We start from the raw sequence: 23,308 nt of genomic DNA, 5'->3' as shown, positions 1-23,308 counted from the left end.
GCGTCTTGTCTCGATTTTGTCTTAAATGCGCTATGTCCGCGCAAGCTACGGTTAACCCTACCAGATCGTAAACAGCGGTGCGGTTGTGTAACGAACAGTTGCGGTCAACTGTCTAGGTCGCCACGTTTTTTCCCGATCCGCCAGTACCGCCACGGCGCAAACCAGACATAGCACTCAGCCAGGGTTTCGGGCACGCGGTCGATGCCATGCGTCCCTAACGGCCCGCAGCGCAGCACGCGAAAGAACCCCATCCAGCCGCCGGCCCAAAGTCCATGCCGGGCGATCGCTTCGTGCGCGTATTCGGAACAGGTCGGCAGATGCCGGCAGGAATTGCCCACAAAGCCGGACAGCGTCAGCTGGTAGAGCCGGACGAGCGACGTGCCGAAGACGCGGCCCGGCGTCTTGCGCCACGGGCCGGGCCAGTTGCGTCCTTGTCGAATCGGCCTGGCGCCGTGCGCATGCCGATGTTGGCCGACCACCACAGTCTCCGCGTCGCGTTTCCCTTCAGGATAGATGTGCGCATCGGGCCGGGAACGCAATGCCGTTCCGGCAATCCCGTCACTGCCTCGAACGGCGAACCGGGTACCGGTCGGGCGTCGGCTTCCGACATGCGGCGACGCTGGTCGGCGGCCTCCCCTCGCACCAGTCGCCATGCGGTTTCTCGTCATGCCATTGAAATGTCGCGATCCGCACGACATCGCCCAGGATGTTGAGAAACTGGATCATGGCAGCACTCCTTTGAGCACCGATTAGAGCGCCGCTGGCCTTGCTCTTCAAACGAGTATAACGTCGACGTCAGATAACTCTGAGTTATGCGAATGAAGCGCGGACGCCTCCCCCTGACGGCTCTTAGAAGCTTCGAAGCCGCCGGTCGTCACCTGAGCTTCAGCCGTGCGGCCGAGGAGCTTTATGTTTCGCAGGCAGCGATCAGCCGCCAGATCCGCGAGCTCGAAACATTCCTGCGCCAACCTTTGTTCTTCCGCCATCATCGCCGCGTCGAATTGACCGACACCGGCCGGCGGCTGCTCGAGCAGTTGGTCAGAAGTTTCGGGGGCATCGACAGGCTGCTTTCGGAATTGACGGCGGCCCCGACGCAGTCCGTGGTCCGCGTCAGCGTCGAGCCGTCGCTTGCATCCGTATGGCTGGTGCCGCGGCTCAACCGATTTCGCGAGTTGCGACCCGATATCGACGTTTCCCTTGAGGTCGACCCGAGGTTGATAGAGTTCCGCAGCGATCAGCCTGAACTTGCTCTACGCTTCAGTGCACACGCCACTTCATGGCCACGCAGCGAAGCCGAACAGCTTGCCTCGGTCGTCGATTCACCGGTTCTGTCGCCGGCGCTTCTTGCGTCCGGGCCAGCTCTGGAAAAACCGATCGACCTTGGTCGCTATACATTGCTGCACGAAGAAAACCGTCAGGCTTGGACGCGCTGGTTCGAAGCGGCCGGCGTGACCCCTGAAGCCGTGCCTGCGCGTGGACCGATGCTGGCGGATGCCTCGCTTTCGAAACAGGCAGCCTTGCTTGGACATGGTGTCGCACTGGGCGATCTTTTGCAGATCGGCGAAGAACTTGCGTCCGGCACGCTGGTCAAGCCTTTCGACATCGACGTTGCGTCCGGCGCCTATTGGCTGGTGGCCAGAAGACTGAATGACCTTTCCGAGCCTGCCAGGGCTTTTGCCGACTGGGTCCGGGCGGAATTCGCCGAAAGCCGGCGTTTTCTTGCCGAGGTTTAGGCCGCCTGTTCCGCCCGCTTCTTCTCGATCTGGCCGATCGCATCGACCACCGCGTCGAAGGTCAGCATGGTCGAGGCGTGGCGCGCCTTGTAGTCGCGCACCGGTTCCAGGTATTTCAGGTCGGCGAAGCGGCCTTCGGGCGGCGGGCCATTTTCCTTCAGCATCTTCAGCATCGTCTCGCGCACGCTGCGCAGTTCTTCGGCGCTGGCGCCGACGACATGCTGCGCCATGATCGAAGACGACGCCTGGCCAAGCGCACAGGCCTTCACGTCATGCGCGAAATCGCTGACGACGCCGTCATCCATCTTCAGATCGACGGTCACCGTCGAGCCGCACAGCTTGGAATGCGCTCGTGCGGTTGCGTGGGGCCGGTCGAGCCGGCCGATCCGTGCGATGTTTCCGGCAAAACCCAGAATTTTCGCATTGTAGACATCGTCGATCATATTTTTCCAATCCGTCGCCGCCCAGCGAACAGCGATTGCCGCTCTGGCGTCTTCCTTTCGCTCGGCACGAACATATATAATAGTCGTAGTCGGGTATCGACAAGGCGACCGCAAGTCTCGTCCTGCCCAAATCTGTTCACGCCACTTACGGGCTGGAAACCGGGCGAGTTTCTAACACCCGAAAGGTCGTGGTCCGTTCAACTCGTTCCTCCTGAGAGAGGAACTACGGGAGACGCCTTTATGGACGCCGTTATCAAGAAACTCATGCCGCAGTCGGCCTATATGGAAAAGCCGGTCACCGACCGGCCGAGTGAGGCCGAAGTCGAAGCCGCGGTGCGCACCTTGTTGCGCTGGACCGGCGACAATCCTGACCGCGAGGGCCTGATCGACACGCCGAAGCGCGTCACCAAGGCGTTCCGCGAAATGTTCAACGGCTACGATATGTGCCCGGCCGAGGAGCTTGGCCGCACCTTCGAGGAAGTCGCCGGCTATGACGACCTCGTCATAGTCAAGGACATCACGTTCCACTCGCATTGCGAGCATCACATGGTGCCGATCATCGGCAAGGCGCATGTCGGCTATCTGCCTGACGGCAAGGTTGTCGGCCTGTCCAAGATCGCGCGCGTCGTCGACATCTTTGCCCACCGCCTGCAGACCCAGGAAGCGATGACTGCGCAGATTGCCGGCGTCATCCAGGACGTGCTCAATCCGCGCGGCGTCGCCGTCATGCTCGAGGCCGAGCATATGTGCATGGCCATGCGCGGCATCCGCAAACAGGGCTCCACCACGCTGACCTCGACCTTCACCGGCGTCTTCAAGGATACACCTGAAGAGCAGGTCCGCTTCGTCACCATGGTGCGCGGCGGCGGAACTGATCAGACCCACGCCGCCTTCGCTAAATAGGGACCGGCGAATGTCGGCATTGGAATTTCCGAAAGCTCCATCTGACAAGAAGGTACTCGAGGAAGGGATCGTCCTTTCACCGCGCTTCGATGCCGGCGGCCTCGTCACTGTCGTCGTCACCGATGCCGAAGACGGCATGCTGCTGATGGTCGCGCACATGAATGCCGAGGCGCTGGCGCTGACACTCGAGACCGGTATCGCGCACTACTGGTCGCGTTCGCGCGACGCGCTGTGGAAGAAGGGCGAAACCTCGGGCAATGTCCAGCAGGTCGTCGAGATGCTCACGGATTGTGACCAGGACGCGATATGGTTGCGCGTCAAAGTGCTGGGTCACGAAGCAACTTGTCACACCGGCCGACGTTCATGCTTTTATCGGACGGTGGGGCTGAGCGATGGCAAAGGGACGCTTGCCAGCGACGACAGCAAGCCGCTGTTCGATGCGGAAAAAACGTATCGAAAGCCCAAAACACCATCAGTATGAACCATTCGCAGCACTTCAGCCACGTATATTCATGATTTCGATACGGCCCGCCTGTAGGATGACCGTGGGACAAGGGAGATTGTGATGCTCGACTGGGCGTCATTGCGCAACAGACCTGACGTTCGGGAGGCCAATGGCCTCTCCTCGGCCGCAGGCGCATCCGAAACCAAATCTCCAGGTAAAACAGGGATCTCGCTGGCATTGGGCGGCGGCTGCGCGCGCGGCTGGGCGCATATCGGCGTTTTGCGCGCGCTTGACGAAGCCGGCATCGAAGTGTCGATGATCGCCGGCACCTCGATCGGCGCGCTGGTCGGCGGCTGCTATGTTGCCGGCAAACTTGACGAGCTGGAAGAATTCGCGCGCAGCCTGACCAGGCGGCGCATTTTTGGCCTTCTCGACCTCAATCTACGCGGCAGCGGCCTGTTCGGTGGCATGAAGCTCGACGCACGGCTGCGCGAGCACATAGCCGGCATCCGCTTCGAGGACCTGCCAAAACCGTTCGTCTGCGTCGCTGCCGAAATCCGCACCGGCCATGAAATCTGGCTGTCGAGCGGCTCGTTGAGTACCGCCATGCGCGCCTCCTACGCGCTGCCCGGCGTGTTCGAGCCGGTCGCCTGCAACGGGCGCGTGCTGGTCGACGGCGCACTGGTCAATCCGGTGCCGGTCTCGGTCTGCCGTGCCTACGAGCAGCCGCTCGTGGTTGCGGTGAACCTTCACTACGATCTGTTCGGCCGCGCCGCAGTGATCAAGCACAGCGCAGGCGAGCTGATCGTCGAGAGAGACGCGCCAAGGGGTGGCCACGCCGATCCCGAACGTCAGTCGCGCGAGACGCGGCTCGGCATCACCGGCGTCATGGTCGAAGCCTTCAACATCATCCAGGACCGCATTTCGCGCGCCAGGCTGGCCGGCGACCCGCCGGACATGTCGCTGCAGCCGAAGCTCAGCCATATCGGCCTGACCGAATTCCACCGCGCCGACGAAGCGATCCGTATCGGCTACCAGGCAACGATGGCGCAAATCGGCGAACTGACCCGGCTGCAGACCGTCCTCGCTTAGGCCGAGCGGTCAGCGAACTCTCAGGCAAGCGCCGCGTCGACGATACGAAACTGCACCGTGCGGTTGCCGTTCCAGTGATTGCCCGACAATGAGCCGGCGACGTGCACCGGTTTGCCCCTGTTCTTGAACAGGAATTCGCCAAGCGCAGTATCGACGGCGCGAAAGGCGATCGCCTGGATGCGGCCGCCGCTTTCCGACTGCAGGTCGGCGCGGATATGGTTGGTGCCGACCGCCCGCGCATCAACCAGCCGGTGACGCGGCAGCGCGAACACCGGCGCGACATGCCCGGCGCCGAACGGCCCTGCCCGCTCAAGCGCATCGAGCAGCGTAAGCGTCGCGCCCTCGGCGGCAAGCGCGCCGTCGATCGCCAGGCTCTCCTCGCCTTGCAGCCGGAACACATCCACCGCAGCGCGCTCTTCGAAAAAAGCCCGGAGCGCGCCGAGCTTCGCCCGCTCGACGGTGATGCCCGCCGCCATTCCGTGGCCGCCGCCCTTGACGATCAGCCCGGCATCGACAGCCTCGCGCACCAGCCGGCCGAGGTCGAAGCCCGACACCGAACGGCCTGACCCCGTACCGACGCCATTGGCGTTGAAGGCGATGGCAAAAGCCGGCCGTCTTGCATGGTCCTTGAGCCGCGAGGCAAGCAGGCCGACAATGCCCGGATGCCAGTTGCTGCTGGCTGTGACCACGATGGCCGGACCATTGCCGCCGGCAAGCTCGGCGTCGGCCTCTGAGCGCGCCGCGGCCAGCATCTCCTGCTCCATCGACTGCCGCTCCTGGTTGAGCCGGTCGAGCGTCTCGGCGATGGTGCGGGCCTCGACCGGGTCGTCGGTTGCAAGCAGGCGGCTGCCAAGTGCTGCGTCGCCGATGCGCCCGCCGGCGTTGATGCGCGGACCGATCAGAAAGGCCAGATGGAAAGTGCTGATCGGCTCGCCGATACGCGAGACCCGCGCCAGTGCCGCCAGCCCTTCGTTCCTCTGCTGCCGCGCCACCTGTAGCCCCTTGACCACGAAGGCCCGGTTGATGCCGGTGAGCGGCACCACGTCGCAGACGGTGCCCAGCGCCACCAGATCGAGCAGGCCAAGCAGATCCGGCGCTGCGGCGTCCGGCAGCCGGCTGCGCAGGATCTTCGCCGTCTGTACCAGGCACAGGAAGACGACGCCGGCGGCGCAAAGATGGCCTTGCCCGGAAAGATCGTCCTCGCGATTAGGATTGACGACCGCAGCCGCCGCCGGCAATGGCCCGCCGACCTGATGGTGATCGAGCACCACGATGTCGGCGCCGGCGGCCTTCGCCGCGTCGATGGAAGCGGCACTGTTGGTGCCGCAATCGACGGTGACGATCAGCGTCGCGCCGCGCGAGACGAGTTCGCGCATCGCTTCCGGATTGGGGCCGTAACCCTCGAAGATGCGGTCCGGTATGTAGATCTCCGACGGCACCGAGAAATGTGCGAGAAAGCGCTTGAGCAGCGCCGATGAGGCGGCGCCGTCGACATCGTAGTCGCCAAAGATCGCCACCTTTTCCCTGGCCATCACCGCCTGGGCGATGCGAGAGGCCGCCTTGTCCATGTCGGTCAGCGATGCCGGGTCGGGCAGCAGGTTGCGGATGGTCGGATCCAGGAACCGCTCGGTCTGCTCGGCGGTGACGCCGCGCCCGGCCAGCACGCGTGCCACGATGTCGGGCACGCCATAGCCTTGCGCGATGGCGAGCGCAGCCATGTCCTGACGCTCGGTCAGCCGGTGTTCCCAGGAAACGCCGGTGGCCGACTGCCTGACATCTAGGAAAAAGCGTCTTTCCCCCGTCACGTGACGCGCCGTCTGCAATTTGTCATTGCGCACAATATGCAACGGCTAACTGAGTCGAAATCAAAACTTTTCCAGATCCTGGTGCCTGGCCTTGATTTCGCGCACGGTTCGCGACGACGAGCGCAGCACGATCGTGTGCGTGGTGATGAAATTGCGGCCGAACTTGACGCCGGCCAGCATATTGCCGTCGGTGACGCCGGTCGCGGCAAACAGCACGTCGCCGCGTGCCATGTCTTGCGTGTGGTAGATCCGTTTCGGGTTGGAGATCCCCATCTTCGCCGCGCGCGCCAGCTTTTCCGGCGTGTCAAGGATCAGCCTGCCCTGCATCTGGCCGCCGGTGCAGCGCAAGGCCGCCGCCGCCAGCACGCCCTCCGGCGCATCGCCGGTGCCGAGATAGATGTCGATGCCGGTTTCGTCCGGGTCGGTGGTGTGGATGACGCCGGCGACATCACCGTCGCCGATCAGCCGGATCGCGGCGCCTGTCGCCCGCACGGCTTCGATCAAGGCGCCATGGCGCGGCCGGTCGAGGATACAGGCGGTGATCTCTGCCACCGGAACGCCCTTGGCCCTGGCCAGGCTGGCAATATTTTCGGCCGGCGAGGCATCGATGTCGATGATGCCATCGGCATAGCCCGGGCCGATGGCGATCTTGTCCATATAGACGTCCGGCGCGAACAGAAGGCTGCCTTTTTCGGCAATGGCGATGACGGCCAACGCATTGGGCAGGTTCTTGGCGCAGATCGTCGTGCCTTCGAGCGGATCGAGCGCGATGTCGACAGCCGGGCCTTTGCCTGTACCGACCTCCTCGCCGATATAGAGCATCGGCGCCTCGTCGCGCTCGCCCTCGCCGATCACCACCGTGCCGTTGATGGCGAGACGATTAAGCTCCTGGCGCATGGCGTCGACCGCGACCTGATCGGCGGCTTTCTCGTCGCCGCGTCCGCGCAATCTGGCGGCCGCGACCGCGGCGCGTTCGGTGACGCGCACCAATTCCATGGTCAGTATCCGGTCGAGGCCGGCGACAATGTTCTGGGCCACATTCATCGATGGATAATCCTCGTTGGCACTTTGTTTCTATGCATGTCGTTGTCCCAAAACCGCCGCACACTTTTGGGCGACATGCATTAGCCTCCCGCCAGAGACGCGCTTCTTGTGTCAAAGCCTCGTGACAACAGCAAGACCTGCGCTGGACCTTTTTGAAAGCGCAGCAATATCAATCGATTAAACGCAAAATGTGAGACTGCTATCCGGCCCGCTCGATGCGGATGACTTGCGGCTTGTCGGTCAGAAGGCTGTCCCTGGTGATGCCGTCGACGGCCTTGCGCACCGCCGCCTCGGTCGTCTCGTGGGTGACCAGGATGACTGTCTTCTGTGCCTCGGTTTCCGGCCCTGCGGCATGTTGCACGATCGATTCCAGCGATATGTCGTTGTCGGCCATGCGTTTGGCGATCGCGGCGAAAACGCCGAGACGGTCGTGCACGGTCAGCCGGATGAAATAACCGCCGGCATGGCTGCGCATCTGCGCCTTTTTGTAGGGCTTCAATTCCTTCGCCGGCCGGCCGAAGACCGGGCCATGCTGGAAGCCAGGCCGGCTCTTGGCAATGTCGGCAATGTCGCCGATCACCGCCGAAGCGGTGGCGTTGCCGCCGGCACCGGGGCCGGAAAGCAGCAATTCGCCGAGGATGTCGGTTTCGATCGCGACCGCATTGGTGACACCGTGCACCTGCGCGATGACCGAGGCCGTCGGCACCATGGTCGGGTGAACGCGCTGCTCGATACCGCTTTCGGTGCGTTGGGCGACGCCAAGCAGCTTGATCCGGTAGCCGAGATCGCCGGCCGCGCGGATATCGGCCTGGCTGATGTTGGAGATGCCCTCCATGTAGATGTCATTGGCCGCAATCCTCGTGCCGAAGGCAAGGCTGGTCAGGATCGACAGCTTGTGCGCGGTGTCGTGGCCCTCGATGTCGAAGGTCGGGTCGGCTTCGGCATAGCCCAGCCGCTGGGCGTCCTTCAGGCAGGCATCAAAGGACAGGCCCTCGGCTTCCATGCGCGTCAAAATATAATTGCAGGTGCCGTTGAGGATGCCGAAGACGCGGGTCACCGAATTGCCGGCCATCGCCTCGCGCATCGTCTTGATGACCGGAATGCCGCCGGCCACCGCCGCTTCGTAGTTGAGCAGCACGCCCCTCTTTTCCGCGATCTCGGCCAGTGACACGCCGTGCTTGGCAAGCAGTGCCTTGTTGGCGGTGACGACATGGCGGCCGGCCTCGAGCGCCGCCTTCACCGAGGATCGTGCCGCGCCCTCGTCGCCGCCGATCAGTTCGACGAATACATCGATCTCGGCGGTCTGGGCCATCTTGACGGCGTCGTCGAACCACTGTGCTGTGCCAAGATCAACGCCGCGGTCGCGTTTGGGATCGCGGGCCGAGACGGCTGACACGACGATGTCGCGGCCGCACTGCCGCGTCAGTTCCGCCGCCTTGTCGCGCAGCACGCGAGCCACCGACGCACCGACGGTGCCGAGGCCGGCAATTCCAACACGCAACGCTTCAGCCATGTCCGGCGACGCCCCATTCGGTCGATTGATGTGTAGAAAACTCAGCGATGCGCGGCGAGCGGTACGACGTTATTCGGCTGCTTGGCGCTGGATGCGAGGAAGCGCTTGATGTTGCGCGCTGCCTGACGGATCCGGTGCTCGTTTTCGACCAGCGCGATGCGCACGTGATCGTCGCCATGCTCGCCGAAGCCGACGCCCGGCGCCACCGCGACGTCGGCGTGCTCGATCAGGAGCTTGGAGAATTCAAGCGAGCCGAGGTGCTTGAACGGCTCGGGGATCGGCGCCCAGGCGAACATCGATGCCGCCGGTGCGGGAATGGTCCAGCCGGCACGGCTGAAGGCGTCGACCATGACGTCGCGGCGTTTGCGGTAGACGTCGCGCACTTCGGCGATATCGGCTCCGTCGCCGTTGAGTGCATGCGCGGCCGCCACCTGGATCGGCGTGAAGGCGCCGTAGTCGAGATAGGATTTCACCCGCGTCAGCGCCGAGATCAGCCTTTCATTGCCGACGGCAAAACCCATGCGCCAGCCCGGCATCGAAAAGGTCTTCGACATCGAGGTGAACTCGACTGCGACGTCGATGGCGCCCGGCACCTGCAGCACCGAAGGCGGCGGATTGCCGTCGAAATAGATCTCGGAATAGGCAAGGTCCGACAGGATGATGATGTCGTTCTTCCGGGCGAAAGCCACCACCTCCTTGTAGAAATCGAGCGAGGCGACCAGTGCCGTCGGGTTGGACGGATAATTGAGAATCAGCGCCAGCGGCTTCGGGATCGAATGGCGGATGCCGCGCTCCAGTGCCGGGATGAAACCGTCGTCCGGTTCGGCCTGCAGCGAGCGGATGACGCCGCCCGACATGATGAAGCCGAAGGCGTGGATCGGATAGGTCGGATTGGGGCACAGGATCACATCGCCGGGGGCGGTGATCGCCTGCGCCATATTGGCAAAACCCTCCTTCGAGCCGAGCGTCGCCACCACCTGGCTGTCCGGGTCGAGCTTCACGCCGAAACGGCGGGCATAATAATTGGCCTGGGCACGGCGCAGGCCCGGAATGCCGCGCGACGACGAATAGCGGTGCGTGCGCGGATCACGCACTACCTCGCAGAGTTTGTCGACGATGGCCTTGGGCGTCGGCAGGTCCGGATTGCCCATGCCAAGGTCGATGATGTCGGCGCCACGCGAGCGGGCACTGGCCTTCAGCCGGTTGACCTGTTCGAAGACATAGGGCGGAAGCCGGCGGACCTTGTGAAATTCTTCCATGGCAGTTCCAGACAGTGAGGTTGCGGTCGCGCGTATAAGCTTATTTGCAATTAGGGTCGAGAGCGGGGTCGCATTTGCCTTCGATCTGCTTCAGCGCCTCGGCGCCGTGTTTTTTTGCCAGCTGGTCCAGCGCAGCCTGGTCCGCGACCTTGACGCCGCCGCCCTTCGCGGCCTGGCCCTGCTCCTCGGCCTTCAGCTGGGCGAGCTTGGCGTTCTTTTCCTCGTCGGTGAATTGCTCGGCCGCCACCTGCGGCGGGATGTTCAGGTTCGGGTAGGAACCGGTGTCCTTCGCCCCGACAAGGCCGGTGGCGGGCGCTGCACCTTCTATGTTGCTGCTCGTGCAACCGGCCATCGCCAGCAGGACGAGCGCCATGCGGCAAAAACGACCAGTGCCGGAAAAAACGTTCTTGCCAATATTAATCGTCATATTGTTTTCCTGGCGGCCGGGTTAGAGCACGTTGGACCCTGTCAGATATCCCATGGTAATATGTCAACAAAACGCTTCGGGAGGAACCCCGCGAACCATGTCCAAAACACCCGATTCGGGCAAAGCGGAAGATGACCAACCTTCGACCGTCGAGCAATATCTGGTTAAGGACCCGGAACGCTTTGCTCTGAACATGGCCCGCATGATCGAGCAGGCCGGCAAGGCCGCCTCGGCATGGGCCGAGCCGCGGGAAAAGGGCGAGGTGCGCGATCATGTCGCCGAGCCGGTCGTCGACATGGTGAAGACGTTCTCCAAACTCACCGAATACTGGCTCTCCGACCCGCAGCGCGCGCTGGAGGCGCAGACACGATTGTTTTCCGGCTATATGACCGTCTGGGCCAATGCCGTTCAGCGCATCGGCGCCGGTGCCGAGGAGACCGAGGATGCGGTCAAGCCCGAGCGCGGCGACAAGCGTTTCCAGGACCCGGAATGGGGCCGCAACGCCTTTTTCGATTTCCTCAAACAGGCGTATCTCGTCACCTCGCGCTGGGCGGCCGAACTGGTCGAGCACGCCGACGGTCTGGACGAGCACACCCGCCACAAGGCCAGCTTTTATGTCAGGCAGGTGTCCAACGCCATCTCGCCGTCGAATTTCATCCTGACCAATCCGGAATTGTTTCGCGAGACCGTCGCCTCGAACGGCGAAAACCTGGTGCGCGGCATGAAAATGCTGGCCGAGGACATTGCCGCAGGCAAGGGTGACCTGAAGCTGCGGCAGGCGGATTATTCACCCTTCGAGATCGGCAAGAATCTCGCCACCACGCCCGGCAAGGTGGTCGGCCGCAGCGACGTCGCCGAAATCCTGCAATACGAGCCGGCGACCGAGACCGTGCTCAAGCGGCCGCTGCTGATCTGCCCGCCATGGATCAACAAATACTACATCCTCGACCTCAACCCGCAAAAATCCTTCATCCGCTGGGCGGTCGAGCAGGGCCACACGGTCTTCGTCATCTCCTGGATCAATCCGGACGAGCGGCACGGCGCCAAGAGCTGGGAGGCCTATATCAGGGAGGGCCTGCAATACGGCCTCGACACGATTGAAAAGGCCACCGGCGAAAAGGACGTCAATGCCATCGGATATTGCGTCGGCGGCACGCTGTTGGCGGCAGCGCTGGCCTTGATGGCGCAGGAAGGCGACCACCGCATCAAATCGGCGACCTTCTTCACCACGCAGGTCGATTTCACCTATGCCGGCGACTTGAAAGTGTTCGTCGACGAGGAGCAAGTCGCGGCCGTTGAAAAGGCAATGAGCGAAAAAGGCTATCTCGACGGCACCAAGATGGCGACTGCTTTCAACATGCTGCGCTCGGGCGACCTGATCTGGCCCTATGTCGTCAACAATTACATGCGCGGCAAGGATCCCCTGCCCTTCGACCTGCTCTACTGGAACGCCGATTCGACCCGCATGGGCGCTGCCAACCATTCCTTCTACCTGCGCAATTGCTATCTCGAGAACAGGCTTTCGCAAGGCATGATGGAGTTGGCGGGCCGCACGGTTTCGCTGAAGGATGTCACCATCCCGGTCTACAACCTCGCCTCGAAGGAGGATCACATCGCGCCGGCGCTGTCGGTGTTCCTCGGCTCGAAATATTTCGGCGGCGAGGTCGACTACGTCGTGGCCGGCTCCGGCCACATCGCCGGCGTCGTCAATCCGCCAGCGGCGCAGAAATACCACTACTGGACCGGCGGCAAGCCGGCTGGGGACTTCGACCAGTGGTTCGCCGGGGCCACTGACCATCCCGGCTCCTGGTGGCCGCACTGGCAGCGCTGGATCGAAGCCAGGGACAATACCCGCGTACCGGCCCGCAAACCGGGCGAGCATATGCAAGTTCTAGGCGAAGCCCCCGGCACCTATGTCAAGGTGCGTGTGTAACCATCTGTAATGTGTGGTGAGTTGACGCGCCGCCAAAAGCGGGCGAAATGGTGTCGTCAACCCTGAGCAGCCTTGATTCATCCTCTAGCCGCCAAATTACTTTGAGGCTTGCAGATTTGACACAGGTCTCGTTTCCGGTTCGGGGAACAAGGGTCATTTCGACGAGACGTTTCGACGCCGCGCCAATGACGAACCGGTCGGATATCGAGGGGGAATTTTGTTTTGAGATCAGCAGGATCGCGCCTCGCGAAGGGAGAAAGCCGCGCCATTGTGGCGGCGCTTTTCTCGGTGCTTCTGGCGTCCTGCACCTCTGCCGGCGACCCGACCATGTCGGTCGGCATGCCAGGCTATAATGCCTCGGCCACCGAAATCAGCACGGCCGCCGGTGCGCCCCAGGCCAGCACGGCCGCCTCATCGTCGCAGATGACAACCGCACAAATGACGATGAATGCAGAGGGCGACGCCAACCTTCCCGAGCAGGTCGCCTTTGTGCCAATGGCCAAGCCAGGGGCCAAGTCCGATGCCGGCTTCCCGATCGCCGTTCCCGCGGCGGCCGAGACGATCGCGGGACATTCGCCGCAACCGCTGCAACCAAACGCCGAGGCGGCTGAACAGGCCAGCGCTGTTGCGCAGAACAGTGCCGCCGCCGATGCCGGCGCATCGAAGCCCGATGCCAAGGCCGCCGCGCCGGCGATGAACAACCCGGTCTATGTGACCGCCGGCGAGATGCCGCAGCCACAGGCCTATGCACCGAAGAAAAACTTCCTGGCCTCGCTGTTCAGCGCTACGCCTGCTTCGGCGGCATCGCCGGCCAACAGCAGATCGGGCGGGCAGCCAGCGGTCTTGCAGGCCAAGGCGACGCCCGCGGCAAAGCCCACCGTCACCCTGGCCTCGGCCAACCCGGCTGAAAAGCCGGTGCAGTTGGCATCGGCCGGCGATACTAGCCACTTCACGGCCGATGCGCTGCCCGGCGTGCGCCAGACGGCACTGTTCGAGATCAAGCGCAAATCCGGCCTCGACGATGAGAGCGACGTCGACCTCAACGAGGACGAAGGTTCGGGTGGCGCCTACCAGGTCGCCTCCGCCGCCGGCCTCGCCCGGCTGGCACCCAACGGTCTCCTGAAACAGAACGAAAGCGTCGATGTCGCCTGCTTGAAGCCGCCGCTGGTTCGCGTGCTGAAGACGATCGAAGGCCACTACGGCCGCAAGATGACGGTTACCTCCGGCTATCGCGATCCGGCCCGCAACCGTCGCGCCAACGGTGCCAAGAACTCGCTGCACATGTACTGCGCCGCCGCCGACATCCAGGTTCCCGGCGTCTCAAAATGGGAACTGGCGAGCTATATCCGCACCATGCCGGGCCGCGGCGGCGTCGGCACCTACTGCCACACCGAATCCGTCCACGTCGATGTCGGACCGGAGCGCGACTGGAACTGGCGCTGCCGCAGGCGCGGCTAGGGCGAGGTTCTTCCGCCACTGAAGGCCCTTCGGCGGCGTTGCATCATGCCGCAAAAACCAGCTTGGCTGTCGGAAAGACGCGGTTTGGAGCCAAAGGAAAAAAGTTGTCGCAGCCGGCAGCAGACGGGTTGCCGGTTTGTCGCGACGCAACTATAAGCGCTCACATCTGAGCGCGCCCATCGTCTAGCGGTCAGGACACCGCCCTTTCACGGCGGTAACAGGGGTTCGATTCCCCTTGGGCGTACCAGAGACCTCAAGTACTTAGCACATGCCATCGCTAACGCGCTGCGTAACCTTGCCGGACCACCACTCTGATGAGGATGCAAAGGCTGCCAGACAAATTGAAGATTATGTCGACGGCTCCCTACGCCCGCAGTCCCCTCGCCTCGCCGCCGCGCTTGCGCGGAACCATCATGTCCCTGGCCAGCAGGCCGCTCACCCGGCAAAAAGCCATGAAGGCCCGCCATGCGTCCTCGGTCTCGACGATGTCCACCGTGGCACCAAAACAGGCGTTGAACGCGGCCTGGTAGGTTGGCCCCTTCCGGCGGACCGGCCACGTTTGCAGGAAATCGAGTGCCTGCTCGACACTGTAGATTTCCTCGACCGGCTGGCCGGGCACAGGCGCGATCCGCACCGGCACCTCGAATTGCAGTCTGTCCATTCGATCTCTCCCGAACCGACGCCCCCGCAGCGACGCCGTTCGTTGCAAAAAGTTGCCGTAGCGGCTTAGTGCTTGGGCCGACTTCTCGCCTAGAAATGTGTCGTCACTGCGGTAGCCAATGAACCCGGCGAAGCATGGGCCGCTCCAGGCAAGGAGAATGCCTCAGGCGTGAATATATCGCTGGTCTTCGGCCGTTCGCCGGCAGTTCGTCCTTGAACCTTGCGCTTTCCAGTGCCAAATCTGGGGAGATTTCTCTCGCCGAGGCTCATCCAGCCTCGCATCTCTGCAAGACGGATAAAAATGGTCACCTATCTCGACGCCGCCGCGGCACCGCTCAGAAACACCGGCCAGATCCGTCTTTACGACGAGGAAGGCTTTATCGGCATGCGCAAGGCTTGCGATCTCACCGCGCGCTGTCTCGACGAACTGGTGACGATGGTGGCGCCCGGCGTCACCACCGAGGCGATCGATCGTTTCGTTTTCGAATTTGGCATGGACCATGGCGCGCTTCCGGCGACGCTCAACTACCGCGGCTACACGAAATCATCCTGCACCTCGATCAACCACGTCGTCTGTCACGGCATACCCGATAACAAGCCGTTGAAGGACGGCGACATCGTCAACATCGACGTCACCTATATCCTCGACGGCTGGCATGGCGACTCCTCGCGCATGTATCCAGTGGGCACGATCAAGCGTGCCGCGGAGCGGCTGCTCGAAGTCACGTATGAGTGCCTGATGCGCGGCATCGCGGCAATCAAGCCGGGCGCCCGCACCGGCGCCATCGGCGCCGCCATCCAGACCTACGCCGAAGCCGAGCGTTGCTCGGTGGTGCGCGATTTCTGCGGCCATGGGGTCGGCCGGCTGTTTCACGACGCGCCGAATATCCTGCATTACGGCAGCGCCAGCGAAGGCGTCGAGATGCGGCCGGGCATGATCTTCACCGTCGAGCCGATGATCAATCTCGGCCGGCCGCATGTGAAAGTGCTGTCGGACGGCTGGACCGCGGTGACGCGCGATCGTTCGCTGTCGGCGCAGTACGAGCACACGATCGGCGTCACCGAAACCGGCTGCGAGATCTTCACGCTATCGCCAAAAAACCTCGACCGCCCCGGCCTGCGGGCCTAGTGTCTGGCAGATCGGGCGTTACCTTGCCCGGCAAATGCTGGGTGGGGCAGCCATGAACGGTGACGACGACGAGCGGGCCTTCTTTCCCGAAAGGCCGGTGCGATCGCCCGCGAAGGCGGTGGCCGCCGACAAGCCGCATTATCTCGGCCATCGCGACCGCCTGCGCGAACGCTTTGCTGCCGGCCCCAACACCCTCCCCGACTACGAACTGCTCGAGCTTCTATTGTTTCGGCTGATCCCGCGCGCCGACACCAAGCCGGTCGCCAAGGCATTGCTGGCACGCTTCGGTACATTGGCCGAGGTCCTCGGCGCGCCCGTCGAGCGCCTGCAGGAGGTGAAGGGCATCGGCCCGGCGGTGGCGCTCGACCTGAAGGTGGTTGCCGCAACGGCGCAGCGCATGGCGCGCGGCGAGATCGCCGGCCGCGAGCTTTTGTCGACCTGGACGCAGGTTCTCGAATACTGCCGGTCGGTGATGGCCTTCGAGGAGCGCGAGCAGTTCCGCATCCTGTTCCTCGACAAGAAGAACGCGCTGATCGCCGACGAAGTGCAGCAGGTCGGCACCGTCGACCACACGCCGGTTTATCCGCGCGAGGTGGTCAGGCGCGCGCTGGAGCTCTCCGCCACGGCGATCATCCTGGCGCATAACCATCCGTCGGGAGACCCGACGCCGTCGCGCGCAGACATCGAGATGACCAAGCTGATCATAGAGACGGCCAAACCGCTCGGCATTGCCGTTCACGACCACATCATCATCGGCAGGAAAGGCCACTCCAGCATGAAGGGCCTGCTGCTGATCTGAGGTTTGGCGTTGTTTTCAGCTTTGTCCGCTGTGCGCCTATGTACCGCAACGTCCAGGCGGTCGGCTCGATAAATTCTGGCGCCGAGGCTCAGCTGGCCGTGCGCAGGCGCCGCGATCGGACAAATGTCTTAAGTCCCTCGGAGTCGAACGGGTGGCCGAAGGCATAACCCTGCAATATGTCGCAGCCCAGGCCCTTGAGTAGCCGTGCGTGCTGCATCGTCTCGACGCCTTCCGCCACGACCTCGATACCCAGCGACTTGCCGATTTCAATGATCGACGAGACAACCTGCCTTCTCTGCGGCGATTTGACGATTGGGGTGACCAGCTGCCGATCTATCTTCAGCCGGCGCGGCTGCAACTTCAGCAAACTGACCATCGAAGCGTAACCGGTACCAAAATCGTCTATTTCGATGTCAATCCCCAGTTCTTTTATTTGCTCGATGTTCCACGTGACGAGATCGTCGTTCTCGTCCAGGAAAATCGACTCAACAAGCTCGAACGAAACTGTTCCTTTCTTGATATCTTGTTCTCGCAGGCTCTTGATAAGCTCCTCGTCTTGAAGGCGCCTCGCCGAGACATTGACAGACACCCGTGGAATGTTAAGTTTTGCAGCGGACCACTCCTCGAAATCCGAAAGTGATTGCTTCAATATGGCTTGGTCGATGATCGAGACGACGTTCAGTTCTTCTGCAATCCTCAGGAAGATGTCGGGTGCCAAAATACCCTTTACTGGATGTCGCCACCTCGCCAGGGCCTCAACCCCAACGATTTCGAGCGTCTTTGCGTCAAATTGGGGCTGGTAGAACGGGATGAACTCGTTGCGCTCGAGGCCGCCGAGAATTTCGTCGGCAATCCGTTTTGTATCGACGATTTCGCTTTGCATCGCGTCAGTGAAGAATTCGTATCGATTGCGCCCACGCCTCTTTGCTCGGTAAAGCGCGATATCGGCGTTCACCAGCAGGTGTTTGGCTTCGACATCTTTTCCGTTGTCGACAGCGATTCCCACGCTAACGCCAAAACGGCACCGATGGCCCTGATAATAGACGGGTTCGCGCATCTGGCTGATGACCCGATCGGCAAGCAGCGCCAGTTGCTTGGTATCGTCGCGTACCACGCACAGAACGATGAATTCGTCTCCTCCGATGCGGGCGACGAATCCTTCGTCGCCGACCTTCGATCTGAGGACTGTCGACGCGTGAACCAGCATCGCGTCACCGGCGGCGTGGCCCAGCGTATCGTTGATGTGCTTGAACCGATCCAGATCGATGTGAAGCAGTGCCGCACGCCCGCCTGAGCGCCTGGCGTTTGCCGCGTAGTCTTCCAGTACCTGGTCGAGGTAACGCCGGTTGGGCAAGCCGGTCAGCGAGTCATGAAGCGCAATGTGCTCTATGCGCGCCTTGGCCGACTCGAGTTCTGCATTTTTCGACTCGGACAGCTGTTTTGCGCGAACCAGATCCTTGTTCAGCAGGACGTCGGCAGTCACGTCCCATTCCGCGCCGATCATTTTTGGGGTGTCGTTTGCGACCCGGTAAAGGATCGCCTTGGACCGGACATGACGGATCTCGCCATCCTCACGCACAATCCGGTACTCCGACAAATATGGTCGTCCGCTGGCCACCGCCCTGTCGAAGTCCGCGTTGGCGCCAGCCAAATCATCTGGGTGGATTGCTCCCGCCCAGTCTGGGTAGCCCCGGTGCTCGCCGGTTGGTTTGCCATATATTTCGTTGACGCGATCATCCCACGTAAGCTCGTTGGTCGCGAGATCGTGCTCCCAAACCCCAATAGCCGAAGCTTCCAGAGCGAGTTCCAAGCGTCGTGACAATCGACGCAATTCCGCATAATTGCGCTGTCTTTCGCCAATCAGGCGGCCTGTGATCAGGAAAGGGAACACAACCAAGGCTCCGGCCGTGGCCATGATCGCGCGCAACAACCATGCGTTGCTTGGCGTCGAAGGCCAGCCATTTTTGGGAATGGCCGCGAGCTGCCACGAGCCGGAAGGAAGCAAAACGTCAGCCGTCACCGGATCGCTTTTGCTGATCTCCTCATTGCCGTAGAATTGACCACCTCGGTGACCGAGGGCGTCCCTGCCGATCAGCGCTACGTCGATCCCGAGATCGTCGTCAAGCAAGCCGCTCGCTCTGTAAAGGCGCTGCACGTCGACAACGGCGGAAATGATACCCCAGAACCTTTCCGTATTGCCAGCGCTCGGCACGAAGACCGGAAAGCGGCCGATGAAGCCTTGTCCTCCCTGCTTCAGCTCGACGGGACCGGCAAGCACCAGCTTGCGTTCGTCTCGCGCCCTTAGCGCAGCCGCACGCTGACGCTCGTTCTTGCGGTAGTCCAGGCCCATCGCCTGCTCGTTACCCTCCATCGGGTACATCAGGGAAACGACCAGATCGGGCGCGCCGGCAATATTGTTCAATTGCGAGTCGGCGCCAAACAGATTGCTCGCCAGCGAGGCGAAGCGTTGCTGTCCCATATAGGGCTCGGTCACGACCGCGGCGACCAATCCACGCACGAGTTGAAGGTTTCCGTTGATATTACCTTCGAGCTTGGCGCGGATGAGATTGACCTTGGTCAGCACGTCCGCACGGACGGCCTGGTCCGAGACGACTTTGTTCTGGTGCTCCGCGAACGCAGCGCTGATAAGTATGACGACAAGCGCGATCGCCGCCGGAATATTTGCCGACGAAAAGACGACCTCCTTGATGCCGCCGAACCTAGCGCGGAAAAAAGCCAATAGGCGATTCCTCAAGTGCCATTTCAGGTTCCCGGGTCGACCCGATGAGGAACATTAGCTTTCAATGTTTAATTTGACCTTCATACTCCTGAGAAAATTCATGTTCCGACGGCTGACGCCGGCTGCGATACCGACAGCGATGCTGAAGGCGGGCTGCACGATGCGGACCAACATGAAACGCCAGCTAGATCAGCCTTGCTCGGAAGATCGAGGCGCACGAGCGCCATTGCACATTTCGACGCTCCGACCCGAGTACGTCAGAGCATTGACCTTGGACTAGTGGCCCTCGATCGGCTTGGGAGACACAAGGTATGGTATCCTGCCGACGCTACGCTTCGTCGCGCCAATGGAATAGGCCATCGGTATCTTGGGGGAGTTTTCTGGCAGGCAGTACATATCCTTGCCGGCCCGCACTGCAAATGAAAAGTGCTGCCACGAAACCGTGTCATGCTCATTGAGAAAATCGAGCGTCAGACCAGCTGAAATCAGCGCGTTCACCACGTCACTGATCGGGTGTATCCACTCATAATAGCGAGGATGCTTCAAGATGCGGTCATCGCCGGTGTAGGTCAGTTCCTCGTTCCAGGCGAGCGGCCGAGCTATCGGCGTTCGCCAATCGTGCTTCAATTCCAGGGCTGCGGCCTTTCGATCGCACTGAAACATCAATGGATGGCCCTCGGCCATGTAGAGGCGGCCGCCGGGTCGCAGAAGATCGGCAACCACCCGCGCCCAACGGAACACGTCGTCCAGCCAGTTTACCGAGCCCCATGTAACGTAAGCGATGTCAAAGGTCCGGCCGAGCGCTTCCACCGCCTCGAACAGTGGCGCTTCCACGAAGCGCACGTCGGTGCCTGCCTTCGCAGCAAAATCCCGCGCCGCCACGATCGCCGTCGGTGAAAAGTCGAGCCCGGTCACGCTGCCTGCGCCGAGATTCTTCAGGCTGATCGTGTCAAGACCGATGTGACACTGCAGGTGGACGATATCCTTGCCGCCGATATCGCCGAGCTCGCGCGTTTCCAGCTCATAGAGATTGGATCCGCCGGCCAGCACATTCTCGATGTGGTAGCTGCCCGTTGTGTCGGTCGAGTGCAGTTCGGCCCGATCATCCCAATTAAGGCGGTTCGCGCCCAGAAACCGTTCCAAATTCCCCCCACCCCTGACTGACGCATGGTAAACAAGTCGTTAAAGCACCTTTGCAGCGAAAGTAGCGCGCGTCAATCCGGACCGGGCGCCTCTCAAACAAGCTTCGGCGGCAATCAAGACGAGCAAGAGCGTCTCAGAACTGCGATCCACGACCAATGTTTTCACCGGATCGAGAAAAGAATGAGCCTGTCCGCGCCGCTGGCACGTCGCCGCTGACCATGTCCACTGCGGCTTTGGATCGCTCGATCACCATCAAGTGATCCAGGCGTGCCGGTGCCGAATGGAACATAAAGCCCGGAATTCAGTTAGATAGCCGGATTTGGCTGGAGTACCGCCAGATGCGGAACTCCGGCCGGGCAAGGGCACTGCCGTAACACGGAGTGAGCGGCTTCGGGCGCATCTCGCCGGACTCAGGCACCACCTTGCCGAACTCGGGAGCCATAAACGCTCCCTATGGAGGATGCCATGAACCAGTGGACAAACGCCAGGCTCTGTGACGTAGCCAACCTGATCCTTGGGGCAATTCTGTTCTTCTCTCCCTGGATCTTCGCCTTTGCGGCAGGCCCGCAGACGCAGAACGCCCTCGGCAGCGGAATCTTGATTGTCGTGCTTTCGATTGCCGCTCTCGCGGCATTTGCCGTCTGGGAAGAGTGGGTGAACCTGGTCGTCGGACTGTGGGTTCTCGTATCGCCCTGGGTGCTTGGATTCCAGGCGACCACGGCGATGACCGTGCATGTCGTGATCGGCATTCTGGTTGCCGTCCTGGCCGCGATCGAGCTCTGGATGATGTACCAGAACCCGCCGACCCAGTCCGCCGCCTAACAGGCGCAGCCAGCCAGCGCCCTTTTTGGGCCTGACGGATCGATGGTTCGTCTGCCGGCCTCTCGGCAACAGCCGCCCAGAGGCCGGATGGCAGTTTGTTTGGACGAGATCTGAGAAGGATTGCGCATTATGGTCGGTGACAATCCGCGTTCGACGGCCAGGATTGCGGGACATCCCATTCATCCGATGCTCGTGCCGTTTCCGATCGCCTGCTTCGTCGGCACCTTGCTGACGGATCTGGCCTATTGGCGAACAGCGGAAATGATGTGGGCGGACTTCTCTGCTTGGCTAGTTACCGTCGGCGTGATCATGGGCTGCCTTGCAGCGATCGTGGGGTTGATCGATTTTCTGGCTAATCCGCTGATAAGGGCACAGCCCCCTGCCTGGCCGCACGTGCTCGGTAATCTGCTGGCGCTGGTGTTGTCCGTGATCAACATGCTCGTGCACACCCGCGATGCATGGACCTCCATCGTTCCCACCGGCTTGATCCTCTCGGCGGTTGTCGTGCTCATCCTCATCTTCACTGGTTGGCTGGGCTGGTCCATGGTGTACCGGCATCACGTCGGAGTGGCGGATTGATGCGCGTAGCAAGCTCCATCAGACAGGCCGGGCGCATCGCGGCGTCCATCCTTACTTGCACTGCGGCGATCACTCTTGCAGCGTGCAGCGGCAACGACCCGGATCCCGGCAGTCAGATAGGGCCGAATCCAAACCTGCCGGAGCCGATCCAATATTTCTTCCCGCCCATGCATCTCGCTTCCGTGGTAGGATGGAAGAACGACGAAAAGCCGACAGTCGCGCAGGGGCTGCAGATCCAGGCTTTTGCCAACGGCTTGCAGCATCCGCGCTCACTTTATGTGCTGCCCAATGGCGACGTCCTGGTGGTCGAGTCCAAGGCGCCGGGCGGCGAACCGATCAAACGGCCCAAGGATTTGGTGATGGGCTGGATCGAATCGTGGGTCACTTCGGGCGGCGACAGCGGCCCAAGCAACCGCATCACCTTGCTGCGCGACGCCGATGGCGATGGCAAGCCCGAGCTGACCAGCGTCTTCCTCGACCACCTGAGCTCGCCCTTCGGCGTGGCGCTGGTGGGAAGCGATCTCTACGTCGCCAACACTGATTCCATTGTTCGCTATCCCTACACCACCGGCGACACCAAGATCACCGCGCCCGGAACGCCGCTCACCGCCCTGCCCGGCGGCCCGATCGACCACCATTGGACGAAGAGCCTGGTGGCAAGCCCGGACGGCTCGCTGCTCTATGTCGGCATCGGCTCGAACAGCAACGTGGCCGAGAACGGCATCGAGGCGGAGAAGGACCGCGCCGCGATCTGGCAGGTGGACAGGGCTACCGGCAGGTCGCGCATTTTCGCCAGCGGTTTGCGCAATCCGAACGGCCTGAGCTGGGAGCCGCAGACCGGGGCGCTCTGGGCCGTGATCAATGAGCGCGACGAGCTCGGCCCCAATCTCGTGCCGGATTATCTGACGTCGGTAAAGGACGGCGGCTTCTACGGGTGGCCATACAGCTATTACGGCCAGCATCTCGATCCCCGAGTCATGCCCCAGCGTCCGGACCTGGTCGCTAAAGCGATCGTTCCGGATTATGCGCTGAGCTCCCACGTCGCCCCTCTGGGATTGGCCTTCTACACGGCAACCTCCCTTCCCGACGCATATCGCGGCGGCGCCTTCGTTGGCGAGCACGGGAGCTGGAACCGCACGCGCTTCAATGGCTACAAGGTGGTGTTCGTACCATTCAGCGGCGGCCATCCGAGTGGCGCCGCACAGGACGTGGTGACTGACTTCCTGGACAAGGACAACAAGGCGCGCGGCCGGCCTGTCGGCCTGGCCGTCGACAAAACCGGGGCCCTGCTCATCGCCGACGACGTCGGCAACACAGTTTGGCGGGTGACATCTGCCGGCCAATAAAGGGGCTCCACTCCCTTCGTCGAGCTGTCGGTCGA

The 23,308-nt window shown here is 62.2% G+C and carries 22 protein-coding genes and 1 tRNA gene; 12 read left to right on the top strand and 11 right to left on the bottom strand.

Annotation, left to right across the window (positions count from 1 at the left end; translation table 11 throughout):
• Positions 1–104: 104 nt before the first annotated feature.
• Positions 105–479, bottom strand: coding sequence for a membrane protein insertion efficiency factor YidD (gene yidD, locus NKH01_RS02295; RefSeq protein WP_353019175.1), 375 nt, complete (start codon positions 477–479; stop codon positions 105–107).
• 79 nt (positions 480–558) lie between these two features.
• Complete coding sequence (locus tag NKH01_RS02290) at positions 559–726, bottom strand: hypothetical protein (protein WP_198030511.1); 168 nt, start codon at positions 724–726, stop codon at positions 559–561.
• A gap of 92 nt (positions 727–818) precedes the next feature.
• Between NKH01_RS02290 and NKH01_RS02285 the strand changes: the two genes are divergently transcribed.
• Positions 819–1,733 (top strand): LysR substrate-binding domain-containing protein, encoded by a 915-nt coding sequence (locus NKH01_RS02285; RefSeq protein WP_353018761.1) that lies wholly within the window; start codon positions 819–821, stop codon positions 1,731–1,733.
• Here the strand turns inward: NKH01_RS02285 and NKH01_RS02280 are convergent.
• Positions 1,730–2,176, bottom strand: a complete 447-nt coding sequence (locus NKH01_RS02280) for an iron-sulfur cluster assembly scaffold protein (protein ID WP_353018760.1) — start codon at positions 2,174–2,176, stop codon at positions 1,730–1,732. The genes NKH01_RS02285 and NKH01_RS02280 overlap by 4 nt on opposite strands.
• A 240-nt stretch (positions 2,177–2,416) precedes the next feature.
• Between NKH01_RS02280 and folE the strand changes: the two genes are divergently transcribed.
• The 3 genes from folE (at position 2,417) to NKH01_RS02265 (ending at position 4,616) form a co-directional block, all read left to right on the top strand.
• The gene (gene folE / locus NKH01_RS02275; RefSeq protein ID WP_353018759.1) at positions 2,417–3,079 is read left to right on the top strand and encodes a GTP cyclohydrolase I FolE; all 663 of its coding nucleotides are present in this window, start codon (positions 2,417–2,419) and stop codon (positions 3,077–3,079) included.
• 10 nt (positions 3,080–3,089) lie between these two features.
• Positions 3,090–3,560 carry a phosphoribosyl-AMP cyclohydrolase gene (hisI, locus tag NKH01_RS02270; protein ID WP_352640615.1) on the top strand — a complete coding sequence of 157 codons (471 nt, stop codon included), beginning with the start codon at positions 3,090–3,092 and terminating at the stop codon, positions 3,558–3,560.
• Between the two features lie 84 nt (positions 3,561–3,644).
• Entirely contained in the window at positions 3,645–4,616 is a 972-nt protein-coding gene (locus NKH01_RS02265) for a patatin family protein (RefSeq protein WP_352482159.1), read from the top strand.
• A 20-nt stretch (positions 4,617–4,636) separates the two neighbouring features.
• Here the strand turns inward: NKH01_RS02265 and recJ are convergent, their stop codons facing one another.
• From recJ to NKH01_RS02240, 5 genes are all read right to left on the bottom strand, one after another.
• Positions 4,637–6,421, bottom strand: a complete 1,785-nt coding sequence (recJ, locus tag NKH01_RS02260; protein ID WP_353018758.1) for a single-stranded-DNA-specific exonuclease RecJ — start codon at positions 6,419–6,421, stop codon at positions 4,637–4,639.
• 60 nt (positions 6,422–6,481) lie between these two features.
• Positions 6,482–7,465: a class II fructose-bisphosphatase gene (gene glpX, locus NKH01_RS02255; protein WP_353018756.1), complete on the bottom strand. Its 984-nt coding sequence runs from the start codon at positions 7,463–7,465 to the stop codon at positions 6,482–6,484.
• Positions 7,466–7,664: 199 nt separating this feature from the next.
• A complete protein-coding gene (locus tag NKH01_RS02250) occupies positions 7,665–8,978 on the bottom strand; it encodes a homoserine dehydrogenase (RefSeq protein WP_352586954.1) in 1,314 nt (437 codons plus the stop codon).
• 41 nt (positions 8,979–9,019) lie between these two features.
• Positions 9,020–10,237, bottom strand: a complete 1,218-nt coding sequence (locus NKH01_RS02245; protein WP_352466981.1) for an LL-diaminopimelate aminotransferase — start codon at positions 10,235–10,237, stop codon at positions 9,020–9,022.
• A 40-nt stretch (positions 10,238–10,277) separates the two neighbouring features.
• Positions 10,278–10,610: a hypothetical protein gene (locus tag NKH01_RS02240; RefSeq protein WP_352482154.1), complete on the bottom strand. Its 333-nt coding sequence runs from the start codon at positions 10,608–10,610 to the stop codon at positions 10,278–10,280.
• 151 nt (positions 10,611–10,761) lie between these two features.
• Between NKH01_RS02240 and NKH01_RS02235 the strand changes: the two genes are divergently transcribed.
• The 3 genes from NKH01_RS02235 to NKH01_RS02225 all read left to right on the top strand — a co-directional run bounded on the left by NKH01_RS02235 (position 10,762) and on the right by NKH01_RS02225 (position 14,302).
• Complete coding sequence (locus tag NKH01_RS02235; RefSeq protein ID WP_353018754.1) at positions 10,762–12,597, top strand: PHA/PHB synthase family protein; 1,836 nt, start codon at positions 10,762–10,764, stop codon at positions 12,595–12,597.
• A 327-nt stretch (positions 12,598–12,924) separates the two neighbouring features.
• Positions 12,925–14,055, top strand: a complete 1,131-nt coding sequence (locus NKH01_RS02230; RefSeq protein WP_353019173.1) for a YcbK family protein — start codon at positions 12,925–12,927, stop codon at positions 14,053–14,055.
• 172 nt (positions 14,056–14,227) lie between these two features.
• Positions 14,228–14,302 (top strand) — tRNA-Glu (locus NKH01_RS02225).
• A 117-nt stretch (positions 14,303–14,419) separates the two neighbouring features.
• On the opposite strand, the gene NKH01_RS02220 is transcribed toward NKH01_RS02225, so the two are convergent.
• Positions 14,420–14,716, bottom strand: a complete 297-nt coding sequence (locus NKH01_RS02220; RefSeq protein WP_023678889.1) for a DUF982 domain-containing protein — start codon at positions 14,714–14,716, stop codon at positions 14,420–14,422.
• Positions 14,717–15,016: 300 nt separating this feature from the next.
• Here NKH01_RS02220 and map point away from each other — a divergent pair, with 300 nt between their 5' ends.
• Entirely contained in the window at positions 15,017–15,844 is an 828-nt protein-coding gene (gene map / locus NKH01_RS02215; protein ID WP_023720154.1) for a type I methionyl aminopeptidase, read from the top strand.
• A gap of 52 nt (positions 15,845–15,896) precedes the next feature.
• Positions 15,897–16,643, top strand: a complete 747-nt coding sequence (gene radC, locus NKH01_RS02210; RefSeq protein ID WP_023720155.1) for a RadC family protein — start codon at positions 15,897–15,899, stop codon at positions 16,641–16,643.
• A gap of 88 nt (positions 16,644–16,731) precedes the next feature.
• Here radC and NKH01_RS02205 read toward each other — a convergent pair whose 3' ends face one another.
• Both NKH01_RS02205 and NKH01_RS02200 read right to left on the bottom strand, forming a co-directional pair.
• Complete coding sequence (locus NKH01_RS02205; RefSeq protein ID WP_353019171.1) at positions 16,732–19,311, bottom strand: bifunctional diguanylate cyclase/phosphodiesterase; 2,580 nt, start codon at positions 19,309–19,311, stop codon at positions 16,732–16,734.
• Between the two features lie 348 nt (positions 19,312–19,659).
• A complete protein-coding gene (locus NKH01_RS02200; protein WP_353018752.1) occupies positions 19,660–20,526 on the bottom strand; it encodes a class I SAM-dependent methyltransferase in 867 nt (288 codons plus the stop codon).
• 465 nt (positions 20,527–20,991) lie between these two features.
• Between NKH01_RS02200 and NKH01_RS02195 the strand changes: the two genes are divergently transcribed.
• The 3 genes from NKH01_RS02195 (at position 20,992) to NKH01_RS02185 (ending at position 23,273) form a co-directional block, all read left to right on the top strand.
• Positions 20,992–21,348, top strand: coding sequence for an SPW repeat protein (locus tag NKH01_RS02195; protein WP_051409696.1), 357 nt, complete (start codon positions 20,992–20,994; stop codon positions 21,346–21,348).
• Positions 21,349–21,477: 129 nt separating this feature from the next.
• Positions 21,478–21,927: a DUF2231 domain-containing protein gene (locus NKH01_RS02190; RefSeq protein WP_023720160.1), complete on the top strand. Its 450-nt coding sequence runs from the start codon at positions 21,478–21,480 to the stop codon at positions 21,925–21,927.
• Entirely contained in the window at positions 21,927–23,273 is a 1,347-nt protein-coding gene (locus NKH01_RS02185) for a PQQ-dependent sugar dehydrogenase (RefSeq protein ID WP_352790518.1), read from the top strand. The genes NKH01_RS02190 and NKH01_RS02185 overlap by 1 nt, the downstream gene beginning before the upstream one ends.
• Positions 23,274–23,308 lie beyond the last annotated feature (35 nt).

This window comes from Mesorhizobium sp. M1403 (assembly GCF_040317695.1).
GTDB lineage: Bacteria > Pseudomonadota > Alphaproteobacteria > Rhizobiales > Rhizobiaceae > Mesorhizobium.
The sequence above is the reverse complement of the archived record's forward strand: the minus strand, read 5'-3'. Positions and strand labels throughout refer to the sequence as shown.